Annotated in this window: 27 protein-coding genes; 16 read left to right on the top strand and 11 right to left on the bottom strand. The window is 70.6% G+C overall.

All coding sequences use genetic code 11. From position 1 onward, the window contains the following. Position 1: 1 nt before the first annotated feature. Positions 2-565 carry an Rv3235 family protein gene (locus A3Q40_RS09940; protein ID WP_157889541.1) on the bottom strand — a complete coding sequence of 188 codons (564 nt, stop codon included), beginning with the start codon at positions 563-565 and terminating at the stop codon, positions 2-4. A 236-nt stretch (positions 566-801) separates the two neighbouring features. On the opposite strand from A3Q40_RS09940, the gene A3Q40_RS09935 reads away from it, so the two are divergent. The 5 genes from A3Q40_RS09935 to A3Q40_RS09915 all read left to right on the top strand — a co-directional run bounded on the left by A3Q40_RS09935 (position 802) and on the right by A3Q40_RS09915 (position 6852). Next, positions 802-2226 carry a WS/DGAT/MGAT family O-acyltransferase gene (locus A3Q40_RS09935; protein ID WP_068105825.1) on the top strand — a complete coding sequence of 475 codons (1425 nt, stop codon included), beginning with the start codon at positions 802-804 and terminating at the stop codon, positions 2224-2226. A 55-nt stretch (positions 2227-2281) separates the two neighbouring features. After that, positions 2282-2836, top strand: coding sequence for a DUF6912 family protein (locus A3Q40_RS09930; RefSeq protein ID WP_068101904.1), 555 nt, complete (start codon positions 2282-2284; stop codon positions 2834-2836). Between the two features lie 63 nt (positions 2837-2899). Then, entirely contained in the window at positions 2900-4015 is a 1116-nt protein-coding gene (locus A3Q40_RS09925) for a ferredoxin reductase (protein WP_068105822.1), read from the top strand. Positions 4016-4250: 235 nt separating this feature from the next. Continuing rightward, a complete protein-coding gene (locus A3Q40_RS09920) occupies positions 4251-5516 on the top strand; it encodes a fatty acid desaturase family protein (RefSeq protein ID WP_068101902.1) in 1266 nt (421 codons plus the stop codon). Between the two features lie 82 nt (positions 5517-5598). Continuing rightward, positions 5599-6852, top strand: coding sequence for a fatty acid desaturase family protein (locus A3Q40_RS09915; protein WP_068101901.1), 1254 nt, complete (start codon positions 5599-5601; stop codon positions 6850-6852). A 30-nt stretch (positions 6853-6882) separates the two neighbouring features. Here A3Q40_RS09915 and rsgA read toward each other — a convergent pair whose 3' ends face one another. Genes rsgA through A3Q40_RS09900 form a run of 3 tightly spaced genes read right to left on the bottom strand, consistent with a single transcriptional unit; the run spans position 6883 to position 9718 of the window. Then, complete coding sequence (gene rsgA / locus A3Q40_RS09910) at positions 6883-7929, bottom strand: ribosome small subunit-dependent GTPase A (RefSeq protein WP_371828478.1); 1047 nt, start codon at positions 7927-7929, stop codon at positions 6883-6885. Further along, positions 7869-9179 (bottom strand): 3-phosphoshikimate 1-carboxyvinyltransferase, encoded by a 1311-nt coding sequence (gene aroA, locus A3Q40_RS09905; RefSeq protein ID WP_068105820.1) that lies wholly within the window; start codon positions 9177-9179, stop codon positions 7869-7871. The genes rsgA and aroA overlap by 61 nt, the downstream gene beginning before the upstream one ends. 17 nt (positions 9180-9196) lie before the next feature. Next, entirely contained in the window at positions 9197-9718 is a 522-nt protein-coding gene (locus A3Q40_RS09900) for a YbaK/EbsC family protein (protein WP_068105819.1), read from the bottom strand. A gap of 391 nt (positions 9719-10109) precedes the next feature. Between A3Q40_RS09900 and A3Q40_RS09895 the strand changes: the two genes are divergently transcribed. After that, the gene (locus A3Q40_RS09895) at positions 10110-10733 is read left to right on the top strand and encodes a sigma-70 family RNA polymerase sigma factor (protein WP_201133059.1); all 624 of its coding nucleotides are present in this window, start codon (positions 10110-10112) and stop codon (positions 10731-10733) included. Beyond that, positions 10730-11065: a mycothiol system anti-sigma-R factor gene (rsrA, locus tag A3Q40_RS09890; RefSeq protein WP_068101899.1), complete on the top strand. Its 336-nt coding sequence runs from the start codon at positions 10730-10732 to the stop codon at positions 11063-11065. The genes A3Q40_RS09895 and rsrA overlap by 4 nt, the downstream gene beginning before the upstream one ends. A 67-nt stretch (positions 11066-11132) precedes the next feature. Here rsrA and A3Q40_RS21105 read toward each other — a convergent pair whose 3' ends face one another. Then, the gene (locus A3Q40_RS21105) at positions 11133-11207 is read right to left on the bottom strand and encodes a 50S ribosomal protein bL37 (protein WP_110293457.1); all 75 of its coding nucleotides are present in this window, start codon (positions 11205-11207) and stop codon (positions 11133-11135) included. Positions 11208-11328: 121 nt separating this feature from the next. Between A3Q40_RS21105 and A3Q40_RS09885 the strand changes: the two genes are divergently transcribed. Further along, positions 11329-11544 (top strand): biotin/lipoyl-binding carrier protein, encoded by a 216-nt coding sequence (locus A3Q40_RS09885; protein ID WP_068105815.1) that lies wholly within the window; start codon positions 11329-11331, stop codon positions 11542-11544. Positions 11545-11562: 18 nt separating this feature from the next. Next, positions 11563-13053 carry a sensor histidine kinase gene (locus A3Q40_RS09880; RefSeq protein ID WP_068101897.1) on the top strand — a complete coding sequence of 497 codons (1491 nt, stop codon included), beginning with the start codon at positions 11563-11565 and terminating at the stop codon, positions 13051-13053. Positions 13054-13151: 98 nt separating this feature from the next. Here A3Q40_RS09880 and A3Q40_RS09875 read toward each other — a convergent pair whose 3' ends face one another. Then, positions 13152-13406: a WhiB family transcriptional regulator gene (locus A3Q40_RS09875; protein ID WP_068101895.1), complete on the bottom strand. Its 255-nt coding sequence runs from the start codon at positions 13404-13406 to the stop codon at positions 13152-13154. A gap of 263 nt (positions 13407-13669) precedes the next feature. Continuing rightward, positions 13670-14695 carry a diacylglycerol/lipid kinase family protein gene (locus tag A3Q40_RS09870; protein WP_068101893.1) on the bottom strand — a complete coding sequence of 342 codons (1026 nt, stop codon included), beginning with the start codon at positions 14693-14695 and terminating at the stop codon, positions 13670-13672. A gap of 71 nt (positions 14696-14766) precedes the next feature. Here A3Q40_RS09870 and A3Q40_RS09865 point away from each other — a divergent pair, with 71 nt between their 5' ends. Beyond that, positions 14767-15204: a hypothetical protein gene (locus A3Q40_RS09865; protein ID WP_068101891.1), complete on the top strand. Its 438-nt coding sequence runs from the start codon at positions 14767-14769 to the stop codon at positions 15202-15204. Positions 15205-15247: 43 nt separating this feature from the next. On the opposite strand, the gene A3Q40_RS09860 is transcribed toward A3Q40_RS09865, so the two are convergent. After that, complete coding sequence (locus A3Q40_RS09860; RefSeq protein ID WP_068101889.1) at positions 15248-15907, bottom strand: acid phosphatase; 660 nt, start codon at positions 15905-15907, stop codon at positions 15248-15250. 156 nt (positions 15908-16063) lie between these two features. Between A3Q40_RS09860 and A3Q40_RS09855 the strand changes: the two genes are divergently transcribed. Further along, on the top strand, positions 16064-17629 hold the full coding sequence (locus A3Q40_RS09855; RefSeq protein ID WP_082833854.1) for a DHA2 family efflux MFS transporter permease subunit: 1566 nt from the start codon (positions 16064-16066) through the stop codon (positions 17627-17629). A 64-nt stretch (positions 17630-17693) separates the two neighbouring features. Then, a complete protein-coding gene (locus A3Q40_RS09850) occupies positions 17694-18485 on the top strand; it encodes a ParA family protein (RefSeq protein WP_068105809.1) in 792 nt (263 codons plus the stop codon). Between the two features lie 37 nt (positions 18486-18522). Here A3Q40_RS09850 and A3Q40_RS09845 read toward each other — a convergent pair whose 3' ends face one another. Together A3Q40_RS09845 and A3Q40_RS09840 are read right to left on the bottom strand one after the other, a co-directional pair. Next, positions 18523-19770 (bottom strand): Rv3212 family protein, encoded by a 1248-nt coding sequence (locus tag A3Q40_RS09845; protein WP_068101887.1) that lies wholly within the window; start codon positions 19768-19770, stop codon positions 18523-18525. A gap of 19 nt (positions 19771-19789) precedes the next feature. Next, positions 19790-21496 carry a DEAD/DEAH box helicase gene (locus A3Q40_RS09840; RefSeq protein ID WP_068101885.1) on the bottom strand — a complete coding sequence of 569 codons (1707 nt, stop codon included), beginning with the start codon at positions 21494-21496 and terminating at the stop codon, positions 19790-19792. Positions 21497-21814: 318 nt separating this feature from the next. Between A3Q40_RS09840 and A3Q40_RS09835 the strand changes: the two genes are divergently transcribed. Further along, on the top strand, positions 21815-22522 hold the full coding sequence (locus A3Q40_RS09835; protein WP_068101884.1) for a ferritin-like fold-containing protein: 708 nt from the start codon (positions 21815-21817) through the stop codon (positions 22520-22522). Positions 22523-22651: 129 nt separating this feature from the next. After that, on the top strand, positions 22652-22885 hold the full coding sequence (locus tag A3Q40_RS09830; protein WP_068101882.1) for a DUF3107 domain-containing protein: 234 nt from the start codon (positions 22652-22654) through the stop codon (positions 22883-22885). Between the two features lie 96 nt (positions 22886-22981). Here A3Q40_RS09830 and A3Q40_RS09825 read toward each other — a convergent pair whose 3' ends face one another. Then, positions 22982-23632, bottom strand: a complete 651-nt coding sequence (locus tag A3Q40_RS09825) for a TetR/AcrR family transcriptional regulator (protein ID WP_068101880.1) — start codon at positions 23630-23632, stop codon at positions 22982-22984. Positions 23633-23781: 149 nt separating this feature from the next. Between A3Q40_RS09825 and A3Q40_RS09820 the strand changes: the two genes are divergently transcribed. Continuing rightward, complete coding sequence (locus tag A3Q40_RS09820) at positions 23782-24780, top strand: DUF3152 domain-containing protein (RefSeq protein WP_068101879.1); 999 nt, start codon at positions 23782-23784, stop codon at positions 24778-24780. Continuing rightward, positions 24780-25940 carry a molybdopterin-synthase adenylyltransferase MoeB gene (gene moeB / locus A3Q40_RS09815; RefSeq protein WP_068101877.1) on the top strand — a complete coding sequence of 387 codons (1161 nt, stop codon included), beginning with the start codon at positions 24780-24782 and terminating at the stop codon, positions 25938-25940. The genes A3Q40_RS09820 and moeB overlap by 1 nt, the downstream gene beginning before the upstream one ends. Positions 25941-26004: the final 64 nt, after the last annotated feature.

The raw sequence follows: 26004 nt of genomic DNA, 5'->3' as shown, positions 1-26004 counted from the left end.
ATCAGGACAACCGTAGGCTCGTGACGATCCACGGCGAGCCTGCGGGAGTCCGGCGCGACAGCTGCGCCGCCACCGCGAATCGTCGTTCCCCGCGCGAGTACGAGCCGAACACCTCCAGGTGTCCGCGCGCTCCGCGACGGACGTGGACCGTGCGCAGCACCGCGACCCCCGCGGCTCGGCCGGGTACCTCGGCCGTCGACAGCGACGCGATCATGCCGAGCACGGCGGGGGAGACTCCGGCGCGCAGGGAGGCGGGTGCCCGCCTCCGATCGATCACCTCGAACGCGCCGCGGAGCAGACGGTCGGCGATCACCCGCGCCGCGGTGAGCTCGGGATCCGGATCGGACCGTGGGGCTGCGTGATCGGGTGCCGATCCCCTGCGGGACGCGGCGCGGTCGGGTGACCGTCCGGAATGCGGGCCGGGCCGACGCCCGGACACCCGAAGCGGCGAGATGCAGGGCCCTGCGGCCGTGGACACGCACGGGCACGGCGAGGCGCTGCCGCCGTCGTCGAGCGCCGGTTCGGAGGCGGGCGGGTGGTCCAGGCGGACGTCGGGAGCGGTCACGCGGCCGAGTGTGGTCGCGCCGCCCGCCGTCGTGAACGGTCGTGCGCGAATGTCCGCTCGACTCACAGTCGGCGGGGTTCGACTCGGGGTAACACCCGACCCGGGCACGGAACCGCCGGCGTGCCTCCGCCCGAACCGAACGGTCCACGTCGTGCGAGACTGTGGGCCACGACAGCGACGAGCTGCGGGACCGGCAGGCCGGACCCGGTGGGTCCGACGATCGAGGGGGATGCGCGGTGGCCACCAGACTCACCACTCAGGATGCGTCGTTCTACTTCCTGGAGGCCGGGACCACCCCCATGCACGTGGGTTCGTTGGCGGTGTTTCGCACTCCGCGTGGCGGTTTCACGTACGACGAGTTGCTGACGCTCGTCGAGAGCCGATTGGCGCTGGTGCCGCGGTACCGACAGAAGGTGCGCGAGGTCGCGTTCGGGCTGGCCCGCCCGGTGTGGGTCGACGACCGTGACTTCGACATCACGTATCACATCCGGCGGTCCGCGCTGCCCAAGCCGGGATCGACGGAGCAGCTGCACGATCTGGTGGCGCGATTGACCTCGCGACCCCTCGACCGGACCCGCCCGCTGTGGGAGATGTATCTGGTGGAAGGGTTGGCGCGCAACAGGTTCGCGATCTTCACCAAGTCCCATTCCGCCCTGGTCGACGGTGATCAGGCCCTTGAGATCAGCCAGGTGATCCTCGACGACACGAAGTCGCCCCCGCCGATGGCCGAGGAACTGTGGATGCCGGCGCGGGAGCCGTCCGATCGGGCGCTGGTGGCGTCGGCGCTGGCGGAGATGGTGTCGCGGCCCGGCGAGGCCGTCGAGGCGGTGCGGGGCGCGGTCGGTGACCTCGCCGAGGCCGCACACGGCGCGGCGCGCGCGGTCGGCAAGGTCGCGGCCGTGGTGCGCACGGCGGCGCAGACGGCCCCGACAAGCCCACTGAACACCACGATCTCCCGCAACCGCCGATTCTCCGTCGCCCGGACGGACCTCGACGACTACCGGGCGGTTCGTCGGCGCTTCGGCGGCACGGTGAACGACGTCGTGCTCACCGTGGTGGCGGGTGCCCTGCGCAACTGGCTGTTGTCCCGCGGAGAACCGCTCGGGCCGTACACGACGGTGCGCGCTCTGGTGCCGCTGTCGGTGCACGCGCCCGTCGCCGCGGGGGCCGACACGATCGGGCATCCGGCCGGCGAGGTCGAATCGTTCCTCGTCGATCTGCCGGTGGGCGAGCCGAACGCGGTGGTGCGCCTGTCCCACATCTCCCACGCCACCGAGGCGCACGCGCGCCAGGGGCGCGGGGTGACGGCGTCGACCCTGATGAAGCTCTCCGGGTTCGCGCCGGCCACGCTGCACGCGATGGGTGCTCGCGTCGGGTCGAGCCTGTCGCAGCGCATGTTCAACATCGTCGTGACCAACGCCCCCGGGCCGCAGTTCCCGCTCTACGCGGGCGGGGCACGGATGATCGAGATGTATCCGGTGCCTCCGCTGGTGCGCAACCAGGCGATGACGATCGGCCTCACCTCGTACGACGGCCACGTCTACTACGGCGTCAACGCCGACCGCGCGGCGATGCCGGACATCGACGTCGTCACCACGCTGCTGTACGAAGCGCTCGACGAGCTCGTCGACGCCGCCTCCGACGACAAGTCCGTGCGGTGACCGGCCCCGACGGGGCGCCGATTCCGACGACACCGATCCCGAAAGCGAGGCGCTCGTGAGGGTGTTCGTTCCCGCGACGACGACGATGTTGCGTGCGTTGATCGACGACGGCGAGTTCTCGCCGATCTCGCGGACGGCGTTCGCGGTCACGCCGACGTTGCGCGAGGCGTATTCGTCCGGTGACGACGACGAGTTGGCGGACGTCGCGTTGCGGGAGGCGGCTCGCGCGTCGTTACGGCTGCTCGGTGGTGAAGGCGAGGTCGACGAGACCGATGGCGGCGCCGACGCCGATGCCGACGTCGACGCAGCCGCCGCCGCCGGGTCGGCCCCACGACGCGTGGTGATCGCGGCGGACGTCGATCCGGTGACGCTGCGTCCGGACCTCGACGACGCGGTGGTGCGACTGCCGCAGCCGTTGTCGTTGCGCCAGGTGGCTTCCGTCCACGTCGACCTCGCGGAGGCGGAGCCGGCCGTCCGTGCCGCGGTGGAGGCGATCGACGCGGCGGACCTCGGTGACGTGGACGCGGAGTTCGTCCTCGGCGACGCCGAGGACCACGAACTCGCCTGGTATGCGCCGCAGGAGATCCCGTTCCTCCTCGACCTCATGTGACGCGGCGGTGGGCGTGTCCGGCCCGATGCCCCGGGCAGCGACGTGGTCGGGGACAATGACCGCATGGGATTCAAGGACTGGCTCGAGGCACCGGTGTCCGGGGTGGCCGCGCCGAAGCGGCCCGCGCTGAACGCGGTGCGCGGCGCGCTGACCCGCATCACGACGCCGCTGATCCCCGACGACTATCTGCACCTGGCCAACCCGCTGTGGTCCGCGCGGGAATTGCGCGGCCGCATCGTGCGCGTCGAGAAGCTGACCGACACGGCGGCGACGCTGGTCATCAAGCCGGGGTGGGGCTTCGACTTCGACTATCGACCGGGCCAGTACATCGGTATCGGGTTGCACGTCGACGGCCGGTGGCACTGGCGGTCCTACTCGCTGACCTCGGCGCCCGACTGGAAGGACAAGCAGATCTCCATCGCCGTCAAGGCGATGCCGGAGGGCTTTCTCTCGTCGCACCTGGTCGACGGTGTGAAGACGGGCACCATCGTGCGCCTGGCCGCGCCGAAGGGCGACTTCGCGCTGCCTGACCCGCCGCCGGAGAAGATCCTGTTCGTGACCGCGGGCAGCGGCATCACGCCGGTCATCGGCATGTTGCGCAGTCTCGACACGCGCGGGCAGATGCCCGACGTGGTCCACGTGCATTCGGCGCCGTCGCGGGCGGACGTGATGTTCTGCGCGGAGCTCGAGGCGCTCGACGCGAAGTACGACTCGGTGGTGTCGCACGTGCAGCTCACGCGGTCCGACGGCAAGTTCGACCTGCGGTCGCTCGACCAGCGGTTCCCGGATTGGCGGGAGCGGCAGACGTGGGCCTGCGGGCCGATCGCGATGCTCGACGAGGTGGAGGCGCACTGGGCCGACGCCGGGGTGATCGACCGGCTGCACACCGAGCGGTTCGAGATCGCCCGCACCGGCTCGGCCGAGGACGGGGGCACCGTGACCTTCGCGCGGTCCGGCCGCACGATCGAGGTGGACGGCGCGACCACCCTGCTCGAGGCCGGGGAGCGCGTGGGGGTGCAGATGCCCTTCGGCTGCCGCATGGGGATCTGCCAGACGTGCGTGGTGGCGGTGTCGGACGGTCACGTGCGGGACCTGCGGTCGGGCAAGGAGCACTCGCGTGGCGACCGCATCCAGACGTGCATCTCCGCCGCGGCGGGGGACTGCACCCTCGAACTCTGAGGCCCGTACACCGGCACGCGCACGCTTGTTCCGGGTGCGCGCCCGGGCGGTCGAACCCCGTCCGATGTGACAGAGGCCGCGGAGAAGACACACCCCGCTCTCAGGAGGGTCGGCTATTGTCGGTCGTGGCTGCCCGCCGCATCGGCGCGAGGCACACCCCGGCTGCACGACCCGTCCACCGGACGCGGCGCCCGCGCGGGAAAGCCACCACGAGACTTCAGGGAGTACCACCCCTATGGCGATCACCGACATTCTCGAGTTCGCTCATCTGACCGACGAGGACATCGAGGCCTTCGGCCGAGAACTCGACGCGATCCGCCGCGACGTCGAGGAGTCGCGTGGCCAGCGCGACGCGAACTACATCCGCCGCACCATCGCCCTGCAGCGGTCGCTCGAGGTCGGTGGTCGGCTCGCGATCCTGTGTTCGCGGTGGCGACCGGCGGCCCTGCTCGGCACGGGCCTGCTGGCGGCGAGCAAGATCATCGAGAACATGGAGCTCGGCCACAACGTCTCGCACGGTCAGTGGGACTGGATGAACGATCCCGAGATCCACTCGACGTCGTGGGAGTGGGATCAGACGGGCCCCTCCGAGCACTGGAAACGCGCCCACAACTACTCGCATCACACCTACACCAACATCGTCGGCATGGACGACGACATCGGTTTCGGCATTCTGCGCATGACGCGGGACGAGCAGTGGAAGCCGATCAATCTGCTGCAGCCGGCGGCGAATCTGGTGTTGGCGCTCACCTTCGAGTGGGGCATCGCGCTGCACGATCTCGCCGCCTCCAAGGAGGAGCGGGGCGTCGATCCGTGGCAGGTGCTGTCCGAACCCAACAAGGAGTTCGCGCGCAAGGTCGCGACGCAGGTGGGCAAGGACTTCGTGTTCTTCCCGGCCCTGGCGGGACCGGCGTGGCGCCGGGCGATCGGGGCGAACCTGACCGCGAACGTGATTCGTAACCTGTGGGCGTACGCGGTGATTTTTTGCGGTCATTTCCCCGACGGCGCCGAGAAGTTCACGATGGGCCAGTTCGAGACCGAGACGCACGAGGAGTGGTACCTGCGGCAGATGCTCGGTAGCGCGAACTTCCACGCGGGCCCGACCATGGCGTTTCTCAGCGGCAACCTCTGCTACCAGATCGAGCACCACATGTTCCCGGACCTGCCGAGCAACCGGTACCCGGAGATCGCCGAGCGGGTGCGGCAACTGTGCGACAAGTACGACCTGCCGTACACCACGGGCCATCTGCCCGCCCAGTACTGGAAGGCGCTGCGGACCATCTTCAAGCTGTCGGTGCCCGACAGCTGGCTGCGCCGGACGTCCGACGACGCACCGGAGACCAGTTCCGAGCGACGATTCCACGGTCCGGCGTCCGCCGTCGTGGACCGCGTGCGGTTCGATCCGATCACCGGACGCAAGAGGGGGCTGCGGTCGGCTCTACAGGAGGCACGGCGTGAGGCCCGTCGGGCTGTGAAGGCGCACACACCTGCGGCACCGTAACCTACGGAGGCGTAACTTCCGGTAGGGTAACCACGGTACGACCCCGCGTGCGGGGTTCCCCCACCTGCCGAGGAGTGGATGCATGGCGATCTCCGATGTCAAGGAATACGCCCACCTCACCGACGCCGACGTCGAGGCCATCGGGCACGAGCTCGATGCCATCCGTCGCGAGATCGAGGCCGCGCGGGGCGAGAAGGACGCGCGCTACGTGCGCAACACCATCCGCTTCCAGCGCACCCTCGAGGCCGTCGGCCGCACCACCATGCTGGCCAGCAACAACCGTGTGGCGTGGTGGGCGGGCAGTGCGATGCTCGGCGTGTCCAAGATCGTCGAGAACATGGAACTCGGCCACAACGTCATGCACGGCCAGTGGGACTGGATGAACGATCCCGAGATCCACTCCACCTCGTGGGAGTGGGACAACACGGGTCCGTCCGAGCACTGGAAGCAGACCCACAACTACATCCATCACAAGTACACCAACGTGCTCGGGATGGACGACGACATCGGCTACGGGCTGATCCGCGTCACGCGTGACCGCAAGTGGACGCCCTTCAACGCCGGCAACCTCGTCTACAACACGTTGCTGATGCTGCTGTTCGAGTACGGCGTCGCCGTCCAGCACCTCGAGCTCGGCAAGGTTGCCAAGGGCCGCGTGTCCAAGGAGGAGACGCGCCGCAAGCTCGCCGAGGTGGGCGAGAAGGTCGGCAAGCAGATGCTCAAGGACTACGCGCTGACCCCGGCGGTGTCGTCGCTGTCGCCGGCCGCGTCGTTCCGAAAGACGTTGACGGCCAACATCATGGCGAACGTGATTCGCAACGTCTGGACCAACGCCGTGATCTTCTGCGGCCATTTCCCGGACGGGGCGGAGAAGTTCACGCGCCACGATCTGAAGGACGAGACGCAGGGACAGTGGTACCTGCGCCAGATGCTGGGCAGCGCCAACTTCGAGGCCGGACCCGCGCTCGCGTTCATGAGTGGCAACCTCTGCTACCAGATCGAGCACCACGTCTTCCCGGACCTGCCGAGCAACCGTCTCGCCGAGATCAGCGTCAAGGTGCGCGCGCTGTGCGAGAAGTACGACCTGCCCTACACCACGGGGTCGTTCCCGGCCCAGTACGCGAAGTCCTGGCGGACCATCGCCAAGTTGTCGTTGCCGGACAAGTTCCTCAAGGCCACGGCGGACGATGCCCCGGAGACCGCATCCGAGCGCCGCTTCGGCGGGAACACCACCGCGGTGGTCGATCCGGCGACGGGTCGTCGCAAGGGTCTGCTGTCGGCGATTGCGGAGTCGAAGAGCGGCCGGGGTCTGCGGGCGCGGTTCGGTCGCCGCTGACCCGGTCGACTCACTCGAAGCGCGTGTAGGTCACCAGGATTCGTTGGACATGAGCGCCACCAGCAGGCGACGTACCGCGGCGACGCGGTGCGTCGCCTGACCTGTCAGCGTGTCCAATGCGCACTCCGGATCCGCCGGCGGACCCAGGTGGGTGCAGCCGCGGGGGCAGTCGGCGGCCGTCTCGGCAAGGTCCGAGAACGCCGCCACCACGTCCTCGGGGGAGATGTGGGCGAGCCCGAAGCTGCGGATGCCGGGGGTGTCGATCACCCACCCGCCGCCCTCGAGGGGGAGCGCCACCGACTGCGTGGACGTGTGCCGTCCCTTGCCGACGCCGGACACGACGCCGGTGGCGCGGTCGGCGCCCGGCACCACTCGATTGACGAGCGTCGACTTGCCGACCCCCGAATGACCGATCAGTGCCGACGACGACCCGGCGATCAGGGCGGTCAGTTCGGTGAGGGGCCGATCGCGTCCCACCAGGACCACCGGAACGTCGAGGCCGGCGAACATCGCGGCGAACTCGTCGGCGTCGGCCAGGTCGTCCTTGGTCAGGCACAGCACGGGGCGTAGCCCGCCGACGAACGCCGCCACCATCGCCCGTTCCACGAAGCCCGAGCGGGGCGGCGGATCCGCCAGTGCCACGACGATCAGCAGCATGTCCGCGTTGGCGACCACCACCCGCTCGTACGGATCGGTGTCGTCGGCGGTGCGCCGCAACACCGTTCGTCGATCCTCGACACGGACGATCCGCGCGAGAGCGTCCGTTCGGCCGCTCGTGTCTCCGACCACGCCGACGCTGTCGCCGACCACGATCGGGGTGCGACCGAGTTCCCGCGCCCGCATCGCGACGACGACGCGCGCCGGATCCTCGTCCAGGGCACACCCCCAGCGTCCCCGGTCGACGGAGACGACCATCGCGCGTCGGGCGTCGGCGTGCGTCGGCCGCGTCTTGGTCCGCGGCCGCGTTCCCTTGCCCGGCCGGATCCGGACGTCGGACTCGTCGTAGCGGCGGGGAGTCAGGACCGGGCCTCGCGTCGCGACGGGCCGGGGGCGTCCCCGTCGAGCATGCGCTGCCACAGATCGGCGAACCCGGGCAGCGTCTTCGCGGTGGAATCGATGTCGTCGATCCGCACTCCCGGGACCCTCAGTCCCACAACGGCTCCCGCCGTCGCCATCCGGTGGTCGGCGTAGGCGCGCCACGGTGCGCCGGTCAGCGCGACCGGAGTGACGGCCAGTCCGTCGTCGGTCTCGACGACGTCGCCGCCCAGCGCGGTCAGCTCGGCGGCGAGGGCCGCGAGGCGGTCGGTCTCGTGGCCGCGGAGGTGCGCGATCCCGCGCAGTCGCGAGGGCGACGACGCGAGCGCCGCCATCGCCGCGACGGTCGGGGTCAGTTCGCCGATGTCGTGAAGATCCACGTCGATGCCCACCAGCCGGTCGGGTCCGTGGGCGGTCACGCCGGCCTCGTCCGCGGTGACGGTCGCTCCCATCGCCGCGAGCACGGCGCGGAACTCGTCGCCGGGTTGGGTGGTGGTGGCCGGCCAGCGCGGCACGGTGACGGCGCCGCCGGTCACCGCAGCCGCCGCGAGGAACGGCGTGGCGTTGGACAGGTCGGGCTCGATGGTGCGGTCGACGGCCGCGATCGGTCCGGGGTGGACCCGCCAGGTGTTCGCCCGTCCGGTCTCGGCCGGCGTGTCCACCTGCACACCGCTCTCCCGCAGCATCGCCACCGTCATGTCGATGTGCGGCATGGACGGCACCGGGGGACCGACGTGCTCGAAGGTCACCCCGTCGGTGAAGCGCGCGGCCGACAGCAGCAGGCCGGAAACGAACTGACTCGATCCGGAGGCGTCCACCTCGACGCGGCCGCCGCGGACCGAGCCGGTGCCGACCACGTCGAAGGGCAGGCTGTCGCCGTGCACCTCGACACCCAGCGCGCGCAGCGCGTCGAGCACCGTGCGCTGCGGCCGGTTCCGGGCGTGCGAATCTCCGTCGAAGTGCGACGTGCGGGAGCCCAGCGCCGCCAGCGGGGGCACGAACCGCATGACCGTGCCCGCCAGGCCGCAGTCGACGGTGCCCCCGGTCAACGGTCCGGGCGTGACCCGGACGCGGTCGCCGGTGACCTCCACGGTTGCGCCGAGCGTGCGGATCGCCTCGATCATCAGGTCGGTGTCCCGGCTGCGCAGCGCACCGGTGATCGTGGAGGGGCCGTCCGCCAGTGCGGCGAGGACCAGCGCACGGTTGGTGAGCGACTTCGAGCCGGGTACGTCGACGGTGGCACGCACCGGGCGCGTGGCGGTGGGGGCGGTCCAGTACGTCACGGTGGTCAGTCTCTCATTCCCGCCCGTCAGCGAGTGAGGTCCGTCAGGACCGCGCCGGTCAGGGCGATCAGGTCGGTCGGGGCGATCTCGATCTCGAGCCCGCGGCGACCGCCGCTGCAGAACACGGTGTCCGCGGCGGCGACGGACTCGTCGACGACCGTGGGCAGCGCGTGCCGGGCGCCCGTGCACCACGGCCCGAGGGGCGAGACCCCGCCGAGCACGTACCCGGTCGCCCGGCGCGCCACCGCCGGATCGGCCATCGCAGCGCGACCGGCCCCCAGCGCTGCGGCCGCGGCCTTCGTCGAGAGTGTCGCGGTCACGGGCAGCACCGCGACGGCCGTGAACGGCCGCGCGGCCGTTCCGCCGGACGCGGTGATCACGAGGGTCTTGAGGATGCGGACCGCGTCGACCCCGAGACGAGCGGTGAGGACGTCGGCGGCTTCCTCGCCGAAGCGCGTGGTGCCCTTCGCGTGAACGTAGGTGTGCAGCCGGTACGACACGCCGGACCGGTCGAGGACGGTGGTCGCCGGAGTGGCCGTTCCTGCCATGTCGATCATCGTGCCCGACGGGCCGCGGTCGGCATCGCCCGGTGGACGTCCGCCGGGTGGGCACCGGGAACAGGTGGGCGGAGGTCGCTGTTGCACCGACGACGAGAGCGTGCCGCGGCGACGATGCGGACACGCGAGAAGGACTCCATCGAGAGGAGGCGACCGGGTGATCGCGACATCAGTCGACGAGCGCGTCGCACGGTCCCGGGCGGTGACCGCGAAGCGTGTCATCCCGCCGGTATCGTGGTGGTACGAGGTCGACGGCGCGGCTCCCGCCGCTGCCGTGTCGGTGGGCGAGACGTCCGCCGCAACCGTGTCGACCGCGGCAACCGAAGGGACCCCCGTGACGGACGACCAGCCCGGCACCACCACGGGCGCAGTCGATCCGGCGGTGCTCGAGACCGAGGACGGAATTCGTTCCCGGGCCAGTGCCGAAGATCTGACCGCGCGATTCGAGCGGGACGCGCTACCGCTCGTGGACCAGCTGTACGGCGCTGCGCTGCGCATGACGCGCAACCCCTCCGACGCCGAGGATCTGGTCCAGGAGACCTACATCAAGGCGTACACGGCGTTCAAGAGCTTCCGCGAGGGCACGAACCTCAAGGCGTGGCTCTACCGCATCCTGACCAACACGTACATCAACTCGTATCGGAAGAAGCAGCGTCAGCCGGCGCAGTACCCGACCGACGAGATCACCGACTGGCAGTTGGCGGCCACGGCCGAGCACTCGTCGACGGGTCTGCGGTCGGCGGAGGTCGAGGCTCTCGACACGCTGCCCGACGACGACATCAAGGCTGCCCTCGCCGCCCTTCCGGAGGAGTTCCGGATGGCCGTGTACTACGCCGACGTCGAGGGGTTCCCGTACAAGGAGATCGCCGAGATCATGGGTACGCCGATCGGCACCGTCATGTCCCGGCTGCACCGCGGCCGCAAGCAGTTGCGGCACGAACTGGCCGAGGTCGCGCGGGAGCGCGGCTTCCTGCGCACCACCGCACCCGAGGAGGTCGTGCGATGAGCGCGCGGGGTTTCGACGACGACAGTCAGTTCGAGGAGCTCGACTGCTCCGCCGTCCTCGCGGACGTCTGGGTGATGCTCGACAACGAGTGCGACGAGGCCAGTCGGCAGCGGGTGCAGAAGCACCTGGACTCCTGCGGTTCCTGCCTCGCCCAGTACGGCATCGAGGAGAAGATCAAGTCGCTGGTGGGCCGCAAGTGCGGCGGTGACCGCGCGCCGGACGGTCTGCGGGAACGGTTGAAGATCGAGATACGTCGCACCGTGACCGTGATCGAGACGGACTCTCTCGACACGAACACTCGGGGCACGGACGTCGAATCCGGGCGTCGCTGACGATCGAGAACGGGGCCGGACACGCCATGCGTGTCCGGCCCCGTCGTCGTCACCGAGTGGTGAGGATTCAGCTGTTGGGTCGCTTGCCGTGGTTGGCGGCGTTCCCCTTGCGGCTGCGCTTCTTGCGTCCTCGCTTGCCCATCGCGATCTCCTTCCTTCTCGTTCGCTCCAGTTTCTCACGTGTGGTTGGCTGTACCGCGACCGGCCGCGCACCGGCCGACGGTGACCGCGCGGTTCTCCGACGACGAGGGGTGGGCAGCGAGATGGCCGAGGACGTTCGGGCCGAGATGGTGTCGACGGTGTTCCAGATCGTGGTCGCGCCGGGTGACCGCGTCGCGGAAGGCGATCCCGTCGTCATCCTGGAGTCGATGAAGATGGAGATTCCCGTGCTGGCGGAGTCCGCCGGGACCATCGCCTCGGTCGACGTCGCGGTGGGCGACGTCGTCCAGCAGGGCGACCTCATCGCCGTCATCGACTGACTCGCACGCCACCCGCCCGTGTCGACGCTGTCGGAACTGCTCGCCGCACACACCGATCTGCCCGGTCACGCCGTCGACCATCTCCAACGGCTGGTCAGCGAGTGGCAACTCCTCGCGGACATCTCGTTCGCCGACGTCCTGCTCTGGGTTCCCACGGCGGCGCCCGCTCGCATCCTCTGCGTCGCTCAGTGTCGCCCCACCACCGCACCGACCGTGATCCCGATGGACAAGGTCGGGGCCGTCGTGGACGACGACGAGCACCCCGAAGTGGCGCAGTGCTTCGACTCGGGTGCCGTGGAGCGGTCCGCGGCCCGACCGGGCGTGGAAGCGGGGGAGTACGTCCCGGTCGCCGACGCCGTGCCGGTGCGGGTCCGCGGACGCGTCGTGGGGGTTCTGACGCGCGAGTCCGCCCCGGTGTCCCGGCGACCGCCGAGTCTGCTCGAGGCGGCGTACCGCGAGTCGGCCGCACAGTTCGGCGACATGATCGCGGAGGGCACGTTCCCGACCGCCGCCGAGCCGGGCGACGTCAACTCGAGCCCCCGGGTGGGCGACGGTTTCATCCGTCTCGACACCGCGGGCATCGTGACCTACGCGAGCCCGAACGCCGTGTCCGCGTACCACCGCATGGGTCTGACCACCGATCTGGCGGGTCACGACCTCGCGGCGTCGACACGCGGGTTGGTCACCGACCCGTTCGACGGTGACGAGATCGCCGCGCACATCGGCGCCGCCGTGCGCGACGCCGGGGGACGCCGGATGGAGATCGACGCACGGGGAGCCACCGTGCTGCTGCGCACGCTCGCCCTTCGGCGCGCGGACCGTCCGCTGGGAGCGGTGGTCCTGGTCCGTGACGTGACCGAGGTCAAGCGACGCGACCGTGCCCTGCTCAGCAAGGACGCGACCATCCGCGAGATCCACCATCGAGTGAAGAACAACCTGCAGACCGTCGCGGCGCTGCTGCGGCTGCAGGCGCGTCGGACGGAGAACGGCGAAGCCCGCACGGCGTTGCAGGAATCCGAGCGTCGCGTGACGTCGATCGCCCTGGTGCACGACGTGCTGTCCAACTCCGTCGACGAGGTGGTCGACCTCGACGAGGTGGTGGACCGCTTGCTGCCGGTGATGGCGGACGTGGGCTCGGTCTCGGCGGACGTCGCGGTGCGGCGCGACGGCGCGCTCGGTCGATTCCCCGCGGAACGGGCGACGCCGCTGGTCATGGTGCTCACCGAACTGATCCAGAACTCCCTCGAGCACGGCTTCGAGTCGGGCGCGTCGGGGCGGGTGGACATCCTGGCCGAGCGGTCCGCGCACACGCTCACCGTCACCGTGCGCGACAGCGGCCGCGGCGTTCCACCGGGCTTCGACCCGCGCACGTCCGGTCGACTGGGTCTGCAGATCGTGACCACGCTCGTCGACGTCGAACTCGGCGGCTCCATCGCGGTCGCGGGTGGGCCGGAGGGGGGGACCGACGCGACGGTCCGGGTCCCGGTCGGGCTGACGCGACGCGGGTGAGTGCGGCATTCGCCGAACGGACAAAGCCCGGCACACGACAGAGCCCGGCACCCCCGTGGGTGCCGGGCTTTCGACCTCTTCGAGCGTTCTGCCTCGGGTCAGACGGCGGAGCGAGCGCGGGTCCGCGCGTTGCGACGCTTCAGGGCGCGACGCTCGTCCTCGCTCATACCGCCCCACACGCCGGCGTCCTGGCCGGATTCGAGGGCCCAGGCCAGGCAGTCGGCGGTGACGGGGCAGCGGTTGCACACGACCTTGGCATCGGCGATCTGGGCGAGAGCCGGGCCGCTGTTTCCCACCGGGAAGAACAGTTCCGGGTCCTCGTCGCGACAGATAGCCTTGTGGCGCCAATCCATCTTCTTACTCCTCACCGAGCGCGCGCACGCGCTTGTCGTTTCGTGGTCGCGTCGACGGACGCGTTCAGGGCTTACAGGGGGCTTTCAGCCGGTTTTCACGGGCTTGTTGTCGAACAGTTCGCGAGCGAGCCGAAGCATGTTTCCGCGCTGTTACTTGTGAATGCTTTCACGAACCAGGGATAAGTCAATAGACGACGCGGTCTCCGTGGCCAAGCTCACTGACGATCCGGTCGTCGGACCTACCGAGGAGCGGTGACGTTCGCTCATCGCGGCGTCGTACCCGTTTCCGCGTGGTTCGACACACCGAGGTCGGCTCGGGGCGCCACGACATCGAGCGCGTCCGGTGCGGACACGAACCGCACTTCGGTCCGTTCGCCCAGGTAGTCGCCGTCGACCTGAAGACCGACGGGATCGCTCGCGCGCACCACGACGCACCGCGTGTCGTCGGTACGCAGCAGTCTCGACGACGACGGTTCGCGCGACGGGGACAGCAATTGCGCCACCACACGAAGAGACGGGAACACCGCGGTGGTCCGCATCCCGAACACCCCGAGTCCGGTTTCGAAACGCGTGGTCGGATTGGTACGAACCGGTCGATCGTTCAAATACGTCCACGGGTCGGTGTTGGTGACGAAGACGTAATGCACGCCGTTTTCCTCGGGCCCGTCCTCGACCCGGACCGACAACTTCGGGTCCGCACGTTTGCGCCGGAAGAACGTCGCGATCGCCGTGCGCACGTACCGGGACGGGGACACCGGCTCCCCGCTACGCCGACCCTTGTCGATCGCCGCACAGACGTCGGCGTCGAGACCCATCCCGGCGTTGAAGAGAAACCAGCGCCGATCGTCCGATCGACCGTCGACCACCCGGACGCAGTAGCCGAGGCCGATGCGTCGACGCTGCTCGGCCCCGATCAGATCGATCAGCTGATTGGTCGCCGCGACGGGATCGCGCTCGATACCCAGGGACCGAGCGAACACGTTGGCCGACCCACCCGGGACCACGGCCAGCAGCGGCACCGGACCCACGGTGACCGACTGCATCGACGTCGGCGCGGGCGTGCCCAGCAGGCCGTTCACCACCTCGTTCACCGTGCCGTCGCCGCCGTGCACGATCACCAGGTCCAGACCGGCCCGACGAGCCTCGCGACCCAACTCGGTGGCGTGCCCGCGATGTGTGGTCTGAGCGACCTGCAGGCTCACCCGGCTCGCCAACGCGTGTGCCACCAGGTCACGACCGGCCGGAGTGGTCGAGGTGGCGTGGGGGTTCACGATGAGGATGGCTCGCACGAGGCTCCAGACTAGACGCGGACGTCGTCGGCTCCCGTCGATCGCGCCGGGTGGTGCTCTAGGGTGACCGTGTGTCCGCCTCGCCCCCGTCGACCGCCACCCCGCTCCCGGTGCGGATCGCGGGCGCACTGGTCTCGGTCGAGGGGGCCGTCGCCGTCGTGGTGGCCGTCGTGCTGGTCGTCCGCGGCCTCGCCGGAGCGGACGAATCCGTCGTCAACGGGTTCGGCAGCGCCATCTGGTTCGCCGTCCTCGGCGGGGCCGTCCTGACCGGTGGCATCGCCCTCGTCCTCGGACATCGCTGGGGACGAGCACTGGCGCTGGTCGCTCAGTTGCTGCTGCTCCCGGTGGTGTGGTCCCTGCTCACCGACTCCGATCGACCGGTCCTCGGCACCGTCCTCGGCGTCGTGGTGGTCGTCGTCCTGGTCTGCCTGTTCTGCCCGCCGGCCGCCCGCTGGATGGTCACCGAGTACGCCGATCCGGACGACCGACCGGACGACCGACCGGCCTGAACCTCCTACGCTCCGTGCTCCGGCCTTTCTGGTCGCAGCTCCGCTACGCTCCGTGCTCCGGCGGCACGTTGTGCGACACCACCTGCCGGAACCCGTGCTCGAATCCCAGGACCGTCGACCCGGCCGGCCCGAGGGCGAAACGTCGTCCCTCGGTGACGGGTTCACCGATCCACCGGGCGATCAGGACGCGGGAGAAGTGCCCGTGCCCGACCACGACGACGTCTCGTTCCGGCAGCGTCGCCGACACCACCGACAGCACGAGGTCCGCGCGCGACGACGCCGCATCCGCCGTCTCGCCACCCGGGCAGGGGTGAGTCCACACCGTCCAGTGCGGGACCTCCCGACGGATCTCCGGGGTGGTCAGCCCTTCGTACTCGCCGTACTCCCACTCGCGCACGGCGTCCCACCGGCGGTCGACCGGCAGGCCCGCCAGTTCCGCGGTGCGGAGGGCCCGCGCCCGCGGGCTCGTCACCACCAGCGGGTCGCGCAGGCCCAGCGCCGCGATCCGCGCGCCGGCGGCCCGCGCCTGATCCTCGCCACGCTCGGTCAGCGGCACGTCCGTCACCGAGGTGTGCCGCCCCGTGCGCGCCCAGTCGGTCTCCCCGTGGCGGAGCAGCACCACGCGCGCGTCCGGGCGCAGCGGATCGGATTCGGGGCGGTGGTCACGGCCGTGGTCGTCGAGCACGACGCGATCCTTCCTCATCGGTGACACGGGCTCATCGACGACACGGGTTCATCGGTGACGCAGGTCTCGGAGAACTCGCTGGAACAAACCGGCCGTATGCGTGTTTACTTCTCGGGTTCCTCCCACCGCTCTCGAAGCGAGGAACGAGTGCGCGAGAGAAGGAAGTCACCGATCATGACCGATCGAACCACCGAGTCCGTCCCGGCGACCGGAGCGGACGAGCCCGCCGTGGCGACCGCCGCCGCGGAGCGCGGGCTGGACGCCACCGTGCTCAAGATCGCGGGCGTCATCGTCATCGGTGCGATCATGTCGATCCTCGACGTGACCGTGGTCAGCGTCGCACTGCCGACGTTCGCGGCCGAGTTCCGGACGACGTACGCGAGTGTGGCGTGGACGATGACCGGCTACACGCTGGCCCTCGCCTCGGTCATTCCGCTGACCGGGTGGGCCGCGGACCGCTTCGGCACCAAGCGTCTCTACCTGACGGCTCTGGTCCTCTTCGTCGCGGGCTCGATGCTCTGCAGCGTGGCGTGGGACATCACCTCGCTCATCGTGTTCCGCGTGCTGCAGGGCTTCGGCGGCGGCATGCTCATGCCCCTCGGCATGACGATTCTGACCCGCGCCGCGGGGCCCGATCGCATCGGTCGCGTCATGGCCGTGCTCGGTGTGCCCATGCTGCTCGGCCCGATCGCCGGACCGATTCTCGGCGGATGGCTCATCGACGCCGCGAGCTGGCACTGGATCTTCCTCATCAACGTGCCGATCGGCATCGTCGCCCTGGTCGCGGCGTGGACGGTGCTGCCGAAGGACGCTCCGCAGCCGTCGCAGTCCTTCGACGTGGTCGGAATGCTGCTGCTCTCGCCGGGCCTCGCACTGTTTCTCTTCGGCGTCTCGTCGATTCCCGAGACCGGCACCGTGCTGTCCGCCCGCGTGCTCGTGTCCGCGGTGGTGGGCCTGGCCCTCGTCGCCGCCTTCGTGGTCCACGCGTTGCGGACCGAGCACCCGCTGATCGATCTGCGCCTGTTCCGCAACCGCTCGCTGTCCGTCGCCGTCGTGGCGATGAGCTTGTTCGCGATCGCGTTCTTCGGTGCCGGGCTGATCTTCCCCAGCTACTTCCTGCAGGTGCGGGGCGAGACCACGCTGGCCGCCGGGTTGCTGCTGGCACCCCAGGGCCTCGGCGCGATGGTGTCCATGCCGATCGCCGGCAATCTCGCCGACCGCATCGGTCCGGGACGCATCGTGATCACCGGCATGGCCCTGGTCACCGCGGGTATGGCGGTGTTCACGCAGGTGGGTCCGTCGACGTCCTACGTGATCCTGCTGGGCGGCCTGTTCGTCATGGGTCTGGGCCTCGGCGCGACGATGATGCCGATCATGACGGCCGCGCTGCAGACGCTCGACGACGCGTCGGTGGCCCGTGGATCGACGCTGATGAACATCATCCAGCAGTCCGCCGGCTCGGTGGGTACCGCGGTCATCTCGGTGGTGCTGACGAACCAGTTGCTCGATCGCGCCGCCGCGGGCCCGGCGATGGCCGCGCAGAGCGACCCGGAGATCGCCGCGGCCCTGCCGCCGGGTGCGGTGGAGGCGGGGCTCGCCCAGGCCGCGGACGCGTTCGGGTCGACCTTCCTGGTGGCGACGATCATCGTGGCGTTCACCTTCGTCCCGGCGTTCCTGCTGCCGCGTCGCAAGGTCACGCCGACCGCCGGGGCGGGCGCTGCACCGACGCTGCTGCACTGACCTCGTCGCGCCACACCGGGGCGAGGTGCGGCGCGGGGTCGGCCGTGATGACAAGATCGTGCGCGTGACGACGATTCTGGCCGTGGCCAACCAGAAGGGTGGCGTCGCCAAGACGACCACCGTGGCTTCCCTCGGCGCGGCCCTGGCGGCGTCGGGACGACGGGTGCTGGTCGTCGACCTCGACCCGCAGGGATCGCTCACCTTCTCGCTGGGCCACAATCCGGACAAGCTCACCGCGTCGGTCCACGAGGTGCTCACCGCGGCGTTGCCCGTCGGGGAGGCGATTCTGTCGACGGACGACGGCGTGGATCTCCTGCCGGCGACCATCGACCTCGCGGGTGCGGAGGCGCTTCTGCTCATGCGGCCCGGCCGGGAGTACACGCTGAAGCGGGCGCTGGCGCCGGTGGCGGCGGACTACGACGTGGTGTTGCTGGACTGCCCGCCGTCGCTGGGCGTGCTGACGCTCAACGGTCTCACGGCCGCCACGGCGGTCCTCGTCCCGCTGCAGTGCGAGACGTTGGCCCATCGCGGTGTGGGGCAGCTGCTGACCACGGTCGAGGAGGTCCGGCAGATCACCAACCCGGACCTGGAGCTGCTCGGGGCGCTCGCCACGCTCTTCGACGCGCGGACCACTCACAGTCGTGACGTGCTCGCGGACGTGTCCGGTCAGTACGACATTCCCGTCGTCGCTCCGCCCATTCCGCGGACCGTGCGCTTCGCCGAGGCGTCGGCGTCGGGTACCTCGGTGATCTCGGGCCGCAAGAACAAGGGTGCCGAGGCCTACCGCGAGTTGGCGCGCAACCTGGACGCGTACTGGACGGGCGGCGCGGCGCTGCAGACGTACGACGCCGAGTAGGGGGCCGACGCCGGCCGGGTCCCTACCGGGACACGACTCAGCCGAGGACGACGGTGGTCCCGGCGCCGTCCGCGCCTCGTCTGCCCTCGACGACGCGGGTGCCGAGCACCGTGACGGAGACGGGTGCGGCCGCGTCCCCGCGGCTGACCGGGAGGGTGCGGGAGACGGTGCCGGACTCGGTGTCCGTCACGGCCAGGCCACCGGGAACCGGGACGAGGAGCTGCCCGGCCATGATGGCTCCCGCCCCGAGAGCGGTCGGCAGGACCCACCGGCGCTCGAGCGTCGCCTGATCGAAGCCCACCGCGACGGATCCGGTCCACCAGACCAGCACGGATCCGGTGCGGACCAGGTCCGACGCGCGTGCGGTGGGCCACGTGGTGGTCACCGGCTCGTCCATCGGGACGGCCGAGAGGAACGTCGCCGAGCCGTCGAAGAGGGCCACCCGTCCCACCACGGTGTCCGACGGCGGCAGGTAGAGGGCGATGCGGTCGCCGACGACCGCGAGGACGCGGGCGGTCTCGACGTCCGGGGAGACGTCGGCCAACACGGTCGACCCGTAGACCTCCGGGACGGTCGCGTCCTTCGGGGCCGGGTTCATCGTGGTCAGGCGCAGGCCGGTCTCGCCGGGGCACCGCTCGAGCACGGCCACTCGGCTGCTGGCCGAGGCGGTCGAGATCAGCGTGCATCCGCTGCGCGGCTGCGAGCCCGGGTTCACGGGAGCGTCGACGCGTCCGTACTCGAGTGTGCGCACCAGATCGGACCGCCACACCTCGAGCCGCGTCGACCCCGCCTGGGTGACGTAGGTTCCGTCGAAGCTCAGCCGCGCCGGATCGTCCGCGTCGTTGGTCCGTTGGTCCTCGCGCGCGCCGGACGCGCCGTCGAGTTCGGTGACCTGTCCGCACCCGCGATCGTCGCGGTAGGTGGCCACGGCGGCGTCCCAGGCGCCGACGACGGCGCACAGCGCGCGATCGCGGGTGTAGCTCCAGCGTGTGTCGCCGGTCGCCGGGTCGAGACCGCGCACGGTGTGGCGGTCCGAGGCGATCACGGTGCCGCCCACGACGAACGGCGTGCCCGATCCGGCGTCGTCGGTTCGCCAGAGCTCGCCGACAGACTCGGGAACGGACAGCGCCGAGGGCGGCGGCCCCACCGGGGATTCGGCGACCACCGACGTGGTGCCGCGGGCGTCGCTGTTCCACCAGACGACGACCGCCGCCACCATCACCAGGACGGCGATGGTGGCGGCGGCGATCACGTCGGCGCGGGTGCGCCGTTCGGGTGCGAGCACGGGCCGTTGAGCCGGCCGGTCAGTCGCGTGCTGCGGCGGTCACCGAGGTGCCGTCGGTCGACCCGGCGGAAGCAGACCCCGCGGCCGCCCCGCCGCGGCCGGAGCCGCGACGACGACGGCGACGGGGACGGGTCGAGCCGTTGCCCTCCGCGGCGGACGTGTCCGCACCGGGAGAGTCGGGCGCGGTGGTGGCGGTGGTGTCGGTGGTGTCGGCCGCGCCGCGGTCGGCACCGGTCTCGGCCTTGCCGCCACGGGTGCGACGACGGTTCCGCGAGCGACGCGGAGCACGCGGGGCGTCGTCGGACGACGCGCGGTCGGAACCGGACGACGCGGCACCGTCGGCACCGGACTTCGAGTCCGCCGAGGTGTCGTCGGACGACGTCCGGGACGGCCGGGCGATGCTGCCGGTGGCGTCGCGCGGGATGTTCAGCTCCGTGTAGAGGTGCTCGGAGCTGGAGTACGTCTCCGCGGGCTCGGGGATGTCGAGCCCGAGCGCCTTGTCGATCAGCTGCCACCGGGGGATGTCGTCCCAGTCGACCAGGGTGACGGCGATGCCGGTGCGGCCCGCGCGACCTGTGCGACCGATGCGGTGGACGTAGGTCTTCTCGTCCTCCGGGCACTGGTAGTTGATGACGTGGGTGACGTCGTCGATGTCGATGCCACGGGCCGCGACGTCGGTGGCGACGAGAACGTCGATCTTGCCGGCGCGGAATTTCTCGAGCGCCTTCTCGCGCGCGATCTGCCCGAGGTCGCCGTGGACGGCGCCGACGGCGAATCCGCGCTCGGCGAGGTCGTCGGCCACCTTCTGGGCGGTGCGCTTGGTGCGGGTGAAGATCATCGTCGCGCCGCGTCCGTCGGCCTGCAGCACGCGGGCCACCATCTCGGCCTTGTCCAGCGCGTGCGCGCGGTAGACGTGCTGTGCGGTGCGCTCGTGGACGGCGGAGGACTCCGCCTCCTCCGCGCGGATGTGCGTCGGCTGCGTGAGGAACGTGCGGGCCAGGGTGATGATCGGGCCCGGCATGGTCGCCGAGAACAGCATGGTCTGGCGGCTGTCCGGGACCATCCCCATGAGACGTTCGATGTCGGGGAGGAAGCCGAGGTCGAGCATTTCGTCGGCCTCGTCGAGGACCAGCACGCCGACCTTGCCGAGCACCAGGTGCCCCTGCTTGGCCAGGTCGAGCAGTCGACCCGGGGTACCGACGACCACGTCGACGCCGGCCTGCAGGGTGGCGATCTGCGCCTCGTAGGGACGACCGCCGTAGATGGACATGACCCGGACGGGTCCGTCGGCCGACTGCAGATGCTTGGCGGCGTTCTCGAGGTCGCTGGTGACCTGGACGCAGAGCTCGCGCGTCGGGACGATGACCAGCGCTCGCGGGGTGCCGTCGAGCACCGACGTGCCCGAGCCGTCGGCGGGACCGGTGGCCAGGCGGTGCAGCAACGGCACGCCGAAGCCGAAGGTCTTGCCCATGCCGGTGCGAGCCTGACCGATGAGGTCGTCGCCGGCGAGGGCCAGCGGAAGCGTGAGCTCCTGGATGGCGAAGGTGCGATCGATGCCGATGTCGGCGAGGCCGCGCACGATCTGCGGGTGCACGCCGAGCTCGGCGAAGGTGGGGGGAGTGTGGGTGGTGTCCAACGCGGCGGACACGGTGGTCTCCGCGGGGGCGTCGTTCTCGTGGTCGACGGTGATCTTGCTCAGGGGTCCGGCCTCTCTCGGGTCTCGCACGCACCACGAGGGCCAGGCCGAGTGACGGCCGATGTCGATGCCCCCGAGTCCGTTTGCAGCCCGCGGCGCCGTCGGCCGGCGGTGGCGACGGACACGGTCCGTCGCGACAACCCCGGCGACACGATCGGCGGCAGGCACGAACCGAGTGCGCGCACAGTGTCGGGTGTCGGCGCCGCGGTGGCCGTAGCGGTGAATCGACCGTGTCCGAGACACGGCCGCCGTCGTACGGACGCAGCGCCGTCACGCCCATTCTAGCCCGGCGTCGCTCGGGCGGCGGTATCGGCCGTTCCGACGTGTCCGGCGGTAGGGTCGGTGGCCATGGAGAGCACTGGGGTCAGCGGGCGGACGCAGCAGGTCGACGGCGCGTCCGCGCCGGGTGTCGTGTCCGCCGATCACCCGGGCGTCGTGAGCCTGTTCGGCGTGCTCGCGTACGGCGAGATCTCCGCCTTCTACCGTCTGGTCGAGGACGCCGCGATGGCGCCGACGTTGCGCGACCGAATCGCGATGGCGAGCATGGCGGCCGCCGAGATGAACCACTTCGAGGTGCTCGAGGCCGCGCTCCGCGACCGCGGGCGTGACGTCCTGTCGGTCACCGAACCGTTCGCCGCCGCCCTCGACGCCTACCATGCATCGACCCTGCCGTCGACGTGGATGGAAGTCCTGGTCAAGACCTACGTCGCGGACGGGTTGGCCGCCGACTTCTACCGCGAGATCGCGCACAGCCTGCCCGCCGAGGTCGCCGCGACGGTGCGCGAGGTGCTCGCCGAGACGGGGCATTCGGAGTTCGTCGTCTCCGAGGTGGTGGCCCGTGTCGCCGAGGACGCCGCCGCCAAGGATCGCCTGATGCTGTGGGGACGGCGGCTGCTGGGCGAGGCGATCACCCAGGCCCAGTTCGTCCTCGCCCAGCGCGAGGAACTGACCGAACTGGTGATGACGGCGTCGGGCGACTTCACCGGCATCGTCGCGTTGTTCGACCGCATGCAGGTGCGGCATTCCGAGCGCATGGCCACCCTCGGCCTCGTCTGAGCGGCCCCGACGGCACTCGCCCGGCTGTTCGCTCAGGGCGTGGCGTCGGAGGCCGTGCCGCGCCCGGCCGCTGCACTAGCCTGGATCACGAACAGACAGGCACCAACGACAACGACGTGGAGGTCGGCCGTGGAGGTCAAGATCGGAATTTCGGACAGCCCACGGGAACTGGTGATCAACAGCGCCCAGACTCCCGACGAGGTGGAGGCGCTGGTCTCCGGAGCCTTCGGCGGCGAGGGCGTGCTGACCCTGCTCGACGAGAAGGGCCGCAAGTTCCTCGTCCCCGCAGCCAAGCTGGCCTACGTCGAGATCGGCCCGTCGGACAGCCGGCGCGTCGGATTCTCGACCGTCACGGCGTCCTGACCGGACCAACTCCGGCACAGCGAACGGCCCCGCACCGAGCAGGTGCGGGGCCGTTCGTCGTCCGGTGCGTTCGAGGTCGGTGACGCTCGAGGTCGGTCAGGACCCGGCCTGCAGGGGCACGTGCGACAGGCCGCCCCAGGCCAGGGTGACCGTGGTGTCCACGGCCTCTTCCTTGGTGATCGGCCGGTCGGCCTCGAGCCAGTACCGAGCCGTGAACTGGCTGGCGCCGACGAGGCCCACAGCGAGGATGCGGGCGCGGTGCGGGTCGAGCCCGGAGTCGTGGCTGACCAGATCGAAGACGGCGTCGACGCAGGCTTCGGTGGCCTGGTCCACGCGGGACTGCACCTGCGGATCGCCCATCAGATCCGACTCGAACACGAGGCGGAAACCCTGGGTGTCGTTGTCGACGAAGTCGTAGAACGCGAGGACGGCGGCGCGCACGCGCTTGCGGTTGTCCGTGGTGGACCGCAGCGCCTGGCGCAGTCCGGAGATGAGCGTGTCGACGTAGTTGCCGAGAACCGCCACGTACAGGTCGAGCTTGCCCGGGAAGTGCTGGTACAGAACGGGTTTGCTGACACCGGCACACTCGGCGATCTCGTCCATGCCGGCGGCGTGGTAGCCACGGGCCACGAAGATCTCGCCGGCCGCGGTGAGCAGTTGCGCGCGGCGCGCATCGCGGGGAAGGCGGGCGCTGCGGCGCCCTGCTCCCGCCCCGACGGACGAGCTTCGGTCGGCGACATCGGTCATCTGGTACTACCGTCCCATCCGCCGCGTCGGCCGACGGACGAGGATCTCTCGGCTCAGCGGTAGGGCGCGGCATGTCGTTCTGCAGATCGTGTCGACGATACCCCGGCGCGCCGATCCGAGCGGTCGGGCACGTGTGAGAACCTGGATCGGTGAGCGATCGAGGGCATCCGCAGCGCGCGGACCGGGCGCGGCGATCTCATCAGCCGCTCCGGGCGCAGTGGGATCCGACGGCCGTCGACGCCGGTCGCCCGCGCCCGCCGCGCCCCGAACGCACCGCGAAGAAGCGCAGCCGGGTGGGTCGGTTCGTCGCCACCTACGGCTGGCGGGCCTACGCCCTGCCGATCCTGCTCGTCGTCACCGTGCTCGTCATCGTCGACGCGGTGCGCGATCCGGGCACGGCCGCGTCGCCCGATTCCGCCCCCGGCTTCCCCGCCCTGTCCAACACGTCCGAGGGCACCGACGTGATCGGCGTACCGCCCGCGGGCGACGGGAACTTCGCCGACAGCATTCCCTCCGGTGAGATGCCCGACGGCGGACCGTTCGCCGTCCAAGGGGCGAGCACGTGGCGCGTCGTGCCGGGAACGACCGACCAGGTGGGGCAGGGCACCGAGCGTGTGTTCACCTACACCGTGGAGATCGAGGACGGCATCGACACCGTGGGGTTCGGCGGTGACGAGTCCTTCGGCCGCTTCGTCGACGCCACGCTGTCCAACCCGAAGAGCTGGACCAACGACCCGCGGTTCGCGTTCCGGCGGGTCGACACGGGTGATCCCGACTTCCGGGTCTCCCTGACCTCGCAGATGACGGTGCGGGACGTCTGCGGCTACGACATCCAGCTCGAGGTGTCCTGCTACAACCCCGGCATCGACCGCGTGGTGCTCAACGAGCCGCGATGGTTGCGCGGTGCGACGGCGTTCCAGGGAGACATCGGCTCCTACCGCCAGTACGTCGTCAACCACGAGGTGGGCCATGCGATCGGGTACCAGGCGCACCAGCCGTGCGAGACCGACGGCGGCCTCGCGCCGATCATGATGCAGCAGACCTTCGGCACGGCCAACGACGACATCGCGACGCTCGACCCGGAGGGCGTCGTCCCCATGGACGGCAAAGTGTGTCGATTCAATCCCTGGCCCTATCCGCGGACGTGATGGAGCCGCTCGTCGCCCCGGGACCGCCGCTGACGCCCGACCAGGTCGCGCGCTACAGCCGTCATCTGCTGCTGCCCGATGTCGGCACGGTCGGCCAACGGCGGCTGCGCGCTGCACGGGTGCTGGTGGTCGGCGCGGGCGGCCTGGGCTCGCCGGTGCTGCTGTATCTCGCCTCGGCCGGGGTGGGCACCATCGGCATCGTCGAGTTCGACGAGGTCGATTCTTCCAATCTGCAGCGTCAGATCGTGCACGGGGAGGCCGACGTCGGGCGCGGCAAGGGGGCCAGTGCGCGGGACGCGATCCGGCGCATCGACTCGAGCATCGAGGTGCGCGTCCACGAGCTGCGTCTCGCTCCGCGCAACGCCGCCAACATCTTTCGGCAGTACGACCTGGTGGTGGACGGCACCGACAACTTCGCCACCCGCTACCTGGTGAACGACGCCGCCGCGGTGGCGGGCGTGCCCTACGTGTTCGGGTCGATCCACCGTTTCGACGGGCAGGTGTCGGTGTTCTGGGACGCCGCGCCGGACGGCCGCGGCATCGACTACCGGGATCTGTACCCCGATCCGCCGCCGCCGGGCACCGTGCCGTCCTGCGCCGAGGCCGGCGTGCTGGGCGTGCTGTGCGGGGTCGTGGGATCGATCATGGCCACCGAGGCCGTCAAGCTCGTGACCGGTGTCGGTGACCCGTTGCTCGGTCGCCTGCTGATCTACGACGCGCGGGCGATGGCGTTCCGCACGGTGACGGTGCGTCGCGATCCCGGCCGGGCGCCGGTGACCGAGGTCGCGGAGGACTACGAGGTGCTCTGCGGTCTGCCGACGCCGCCGCTCACGGTCGACGGGGACCTCGAACCGGAGGAGGTCCGCGAGCTCCTCGCGGGCGACGGTCCGGTCGCGCTGGTGGACGTGCGCGAGCGCGTCGAGTGGGACATCGCGCACCTCGAGGGTGCGACTCTCGTGCCGGTCGGCGGGGTGCTCGACGGCAGCGCGACCGGCGACATTCCCCGCGACAGGCCCGTCGTTCTCTACTGCAAGACGGGGGAGCGGTCCGCGGACGCGCTCGCCGTCCTGCGAGCCGCAGGCGTGTCGGACGCGCACCATCTGCGCGGGGGCCTCGACGCCTGGATCCGCGACATCGACCCGTCCCTGCCCTCCTACTGACCCGCCGTTCTCCCGACGGGCCGAGGTCCCGGACGTCGGCCGCGGTGGCGGTACGGTCGGACGC

Origin of the sequence: Rhodococcus sp. PBTS 1 (genome assembly GCF_001620025.1) — a bacterium.
In the GTDB taxonomy this organism is placed as follows: Bacteria; Actinomycetota; Actinomycetes; order Mycobacteriales; family Mycobacteriaceae; genus Rhodococcoides; species Rhodococcoides kroppenstedtii.
This window is presented reverse-complemented; position numbering and strand designations above follow the sequence as displayed.

Bases quoted from the DNA above. Each gene is read 5' to 3' on its own strand.
- A3Q40_RS09925 (WP_068105822.1), top strand. From the start codon at position 2,900: ATGGGATTCAAGGACTGGCTCGAGGCACCGGTGTCCGGGGTGGCCGCG.
- A3Q40_RS09920 (WP_068101902.1), top strand. From the start codon at position 4,251: ATGGCGATCACCGACATTCTCGAGTTCGCTCATCTGACCGACGAGGAC.
- A3Q40_RS09915 (WP_068101901.1), top strand. From the start codon at position 5,599: ATGGCGATCTCCGATGTCAAGGAATACGCCCACCTCACCGACGCCGAC.
- A3Q40_RS09900 (WP_068105819.1), bottom strand. From the start codon at position 9,718: ATGGCAGGAACGGCCACTCCGGCGACCACCGTCCTCGACCGGTCCGGC.
- rsrA (WP_068101899.1), top strand. From the start codon at position 10,730: ATGAGCGCGCGGGGTTTCGACGACGACAGTCAGTTCGAGGAGCTCGAC.
- A3Q40_RS09885 (WP_068105815.1), top strand. From the start codon at position 11,329: ATGGCCGAGGACGTTCGGGCCGAGATGGTGTCGACGGTGTTCCAGATC.
- A3Q40_RS09875 (WP_068101895.1), bottom strand. From the start codon at position 13,406: ATGGATTGGCGCCACAAGGCTATCTGTCGCGACGAGGACCCGGAACTG.
- A3Q40_RS09860 (WP_068101889.1), bottom strand. From the start codon at position 15,907: ATGAGGAAGGATCGCGTCGTGCTCGACGACCACGGCCGTGACCACCGC.
- A3Q40_RS09855 (WP_082833854.1), top strand. From the start codon at position 16,064: ATGACCGATCGAACCACCGAGTCCGTCCCGGCGACCGGAGCGGACGAG.
- A3Q40_RS09835 (WP_068101884.1), top strand. From the start codon at position 21,815: ATGGAGAGCACTGGGGTCAGCGGGCGGACGCAGCAGGTCGACGGCGCG.
- A3Q40_RS09825 (WP_068101880.1), bottom strand. From the start codon at position 23,632: ATGACCGATGTCGCCGACCGAAGCTCGTCCGTCGGGGCGGGAGCAGGG.
- moeB (WP_068101877.1), top strand. From the start codon at position 24,780: ATGGAGCCGCTCGTCGCCCCGGGACCGCCGCTGACGCCCGACCAGGTC.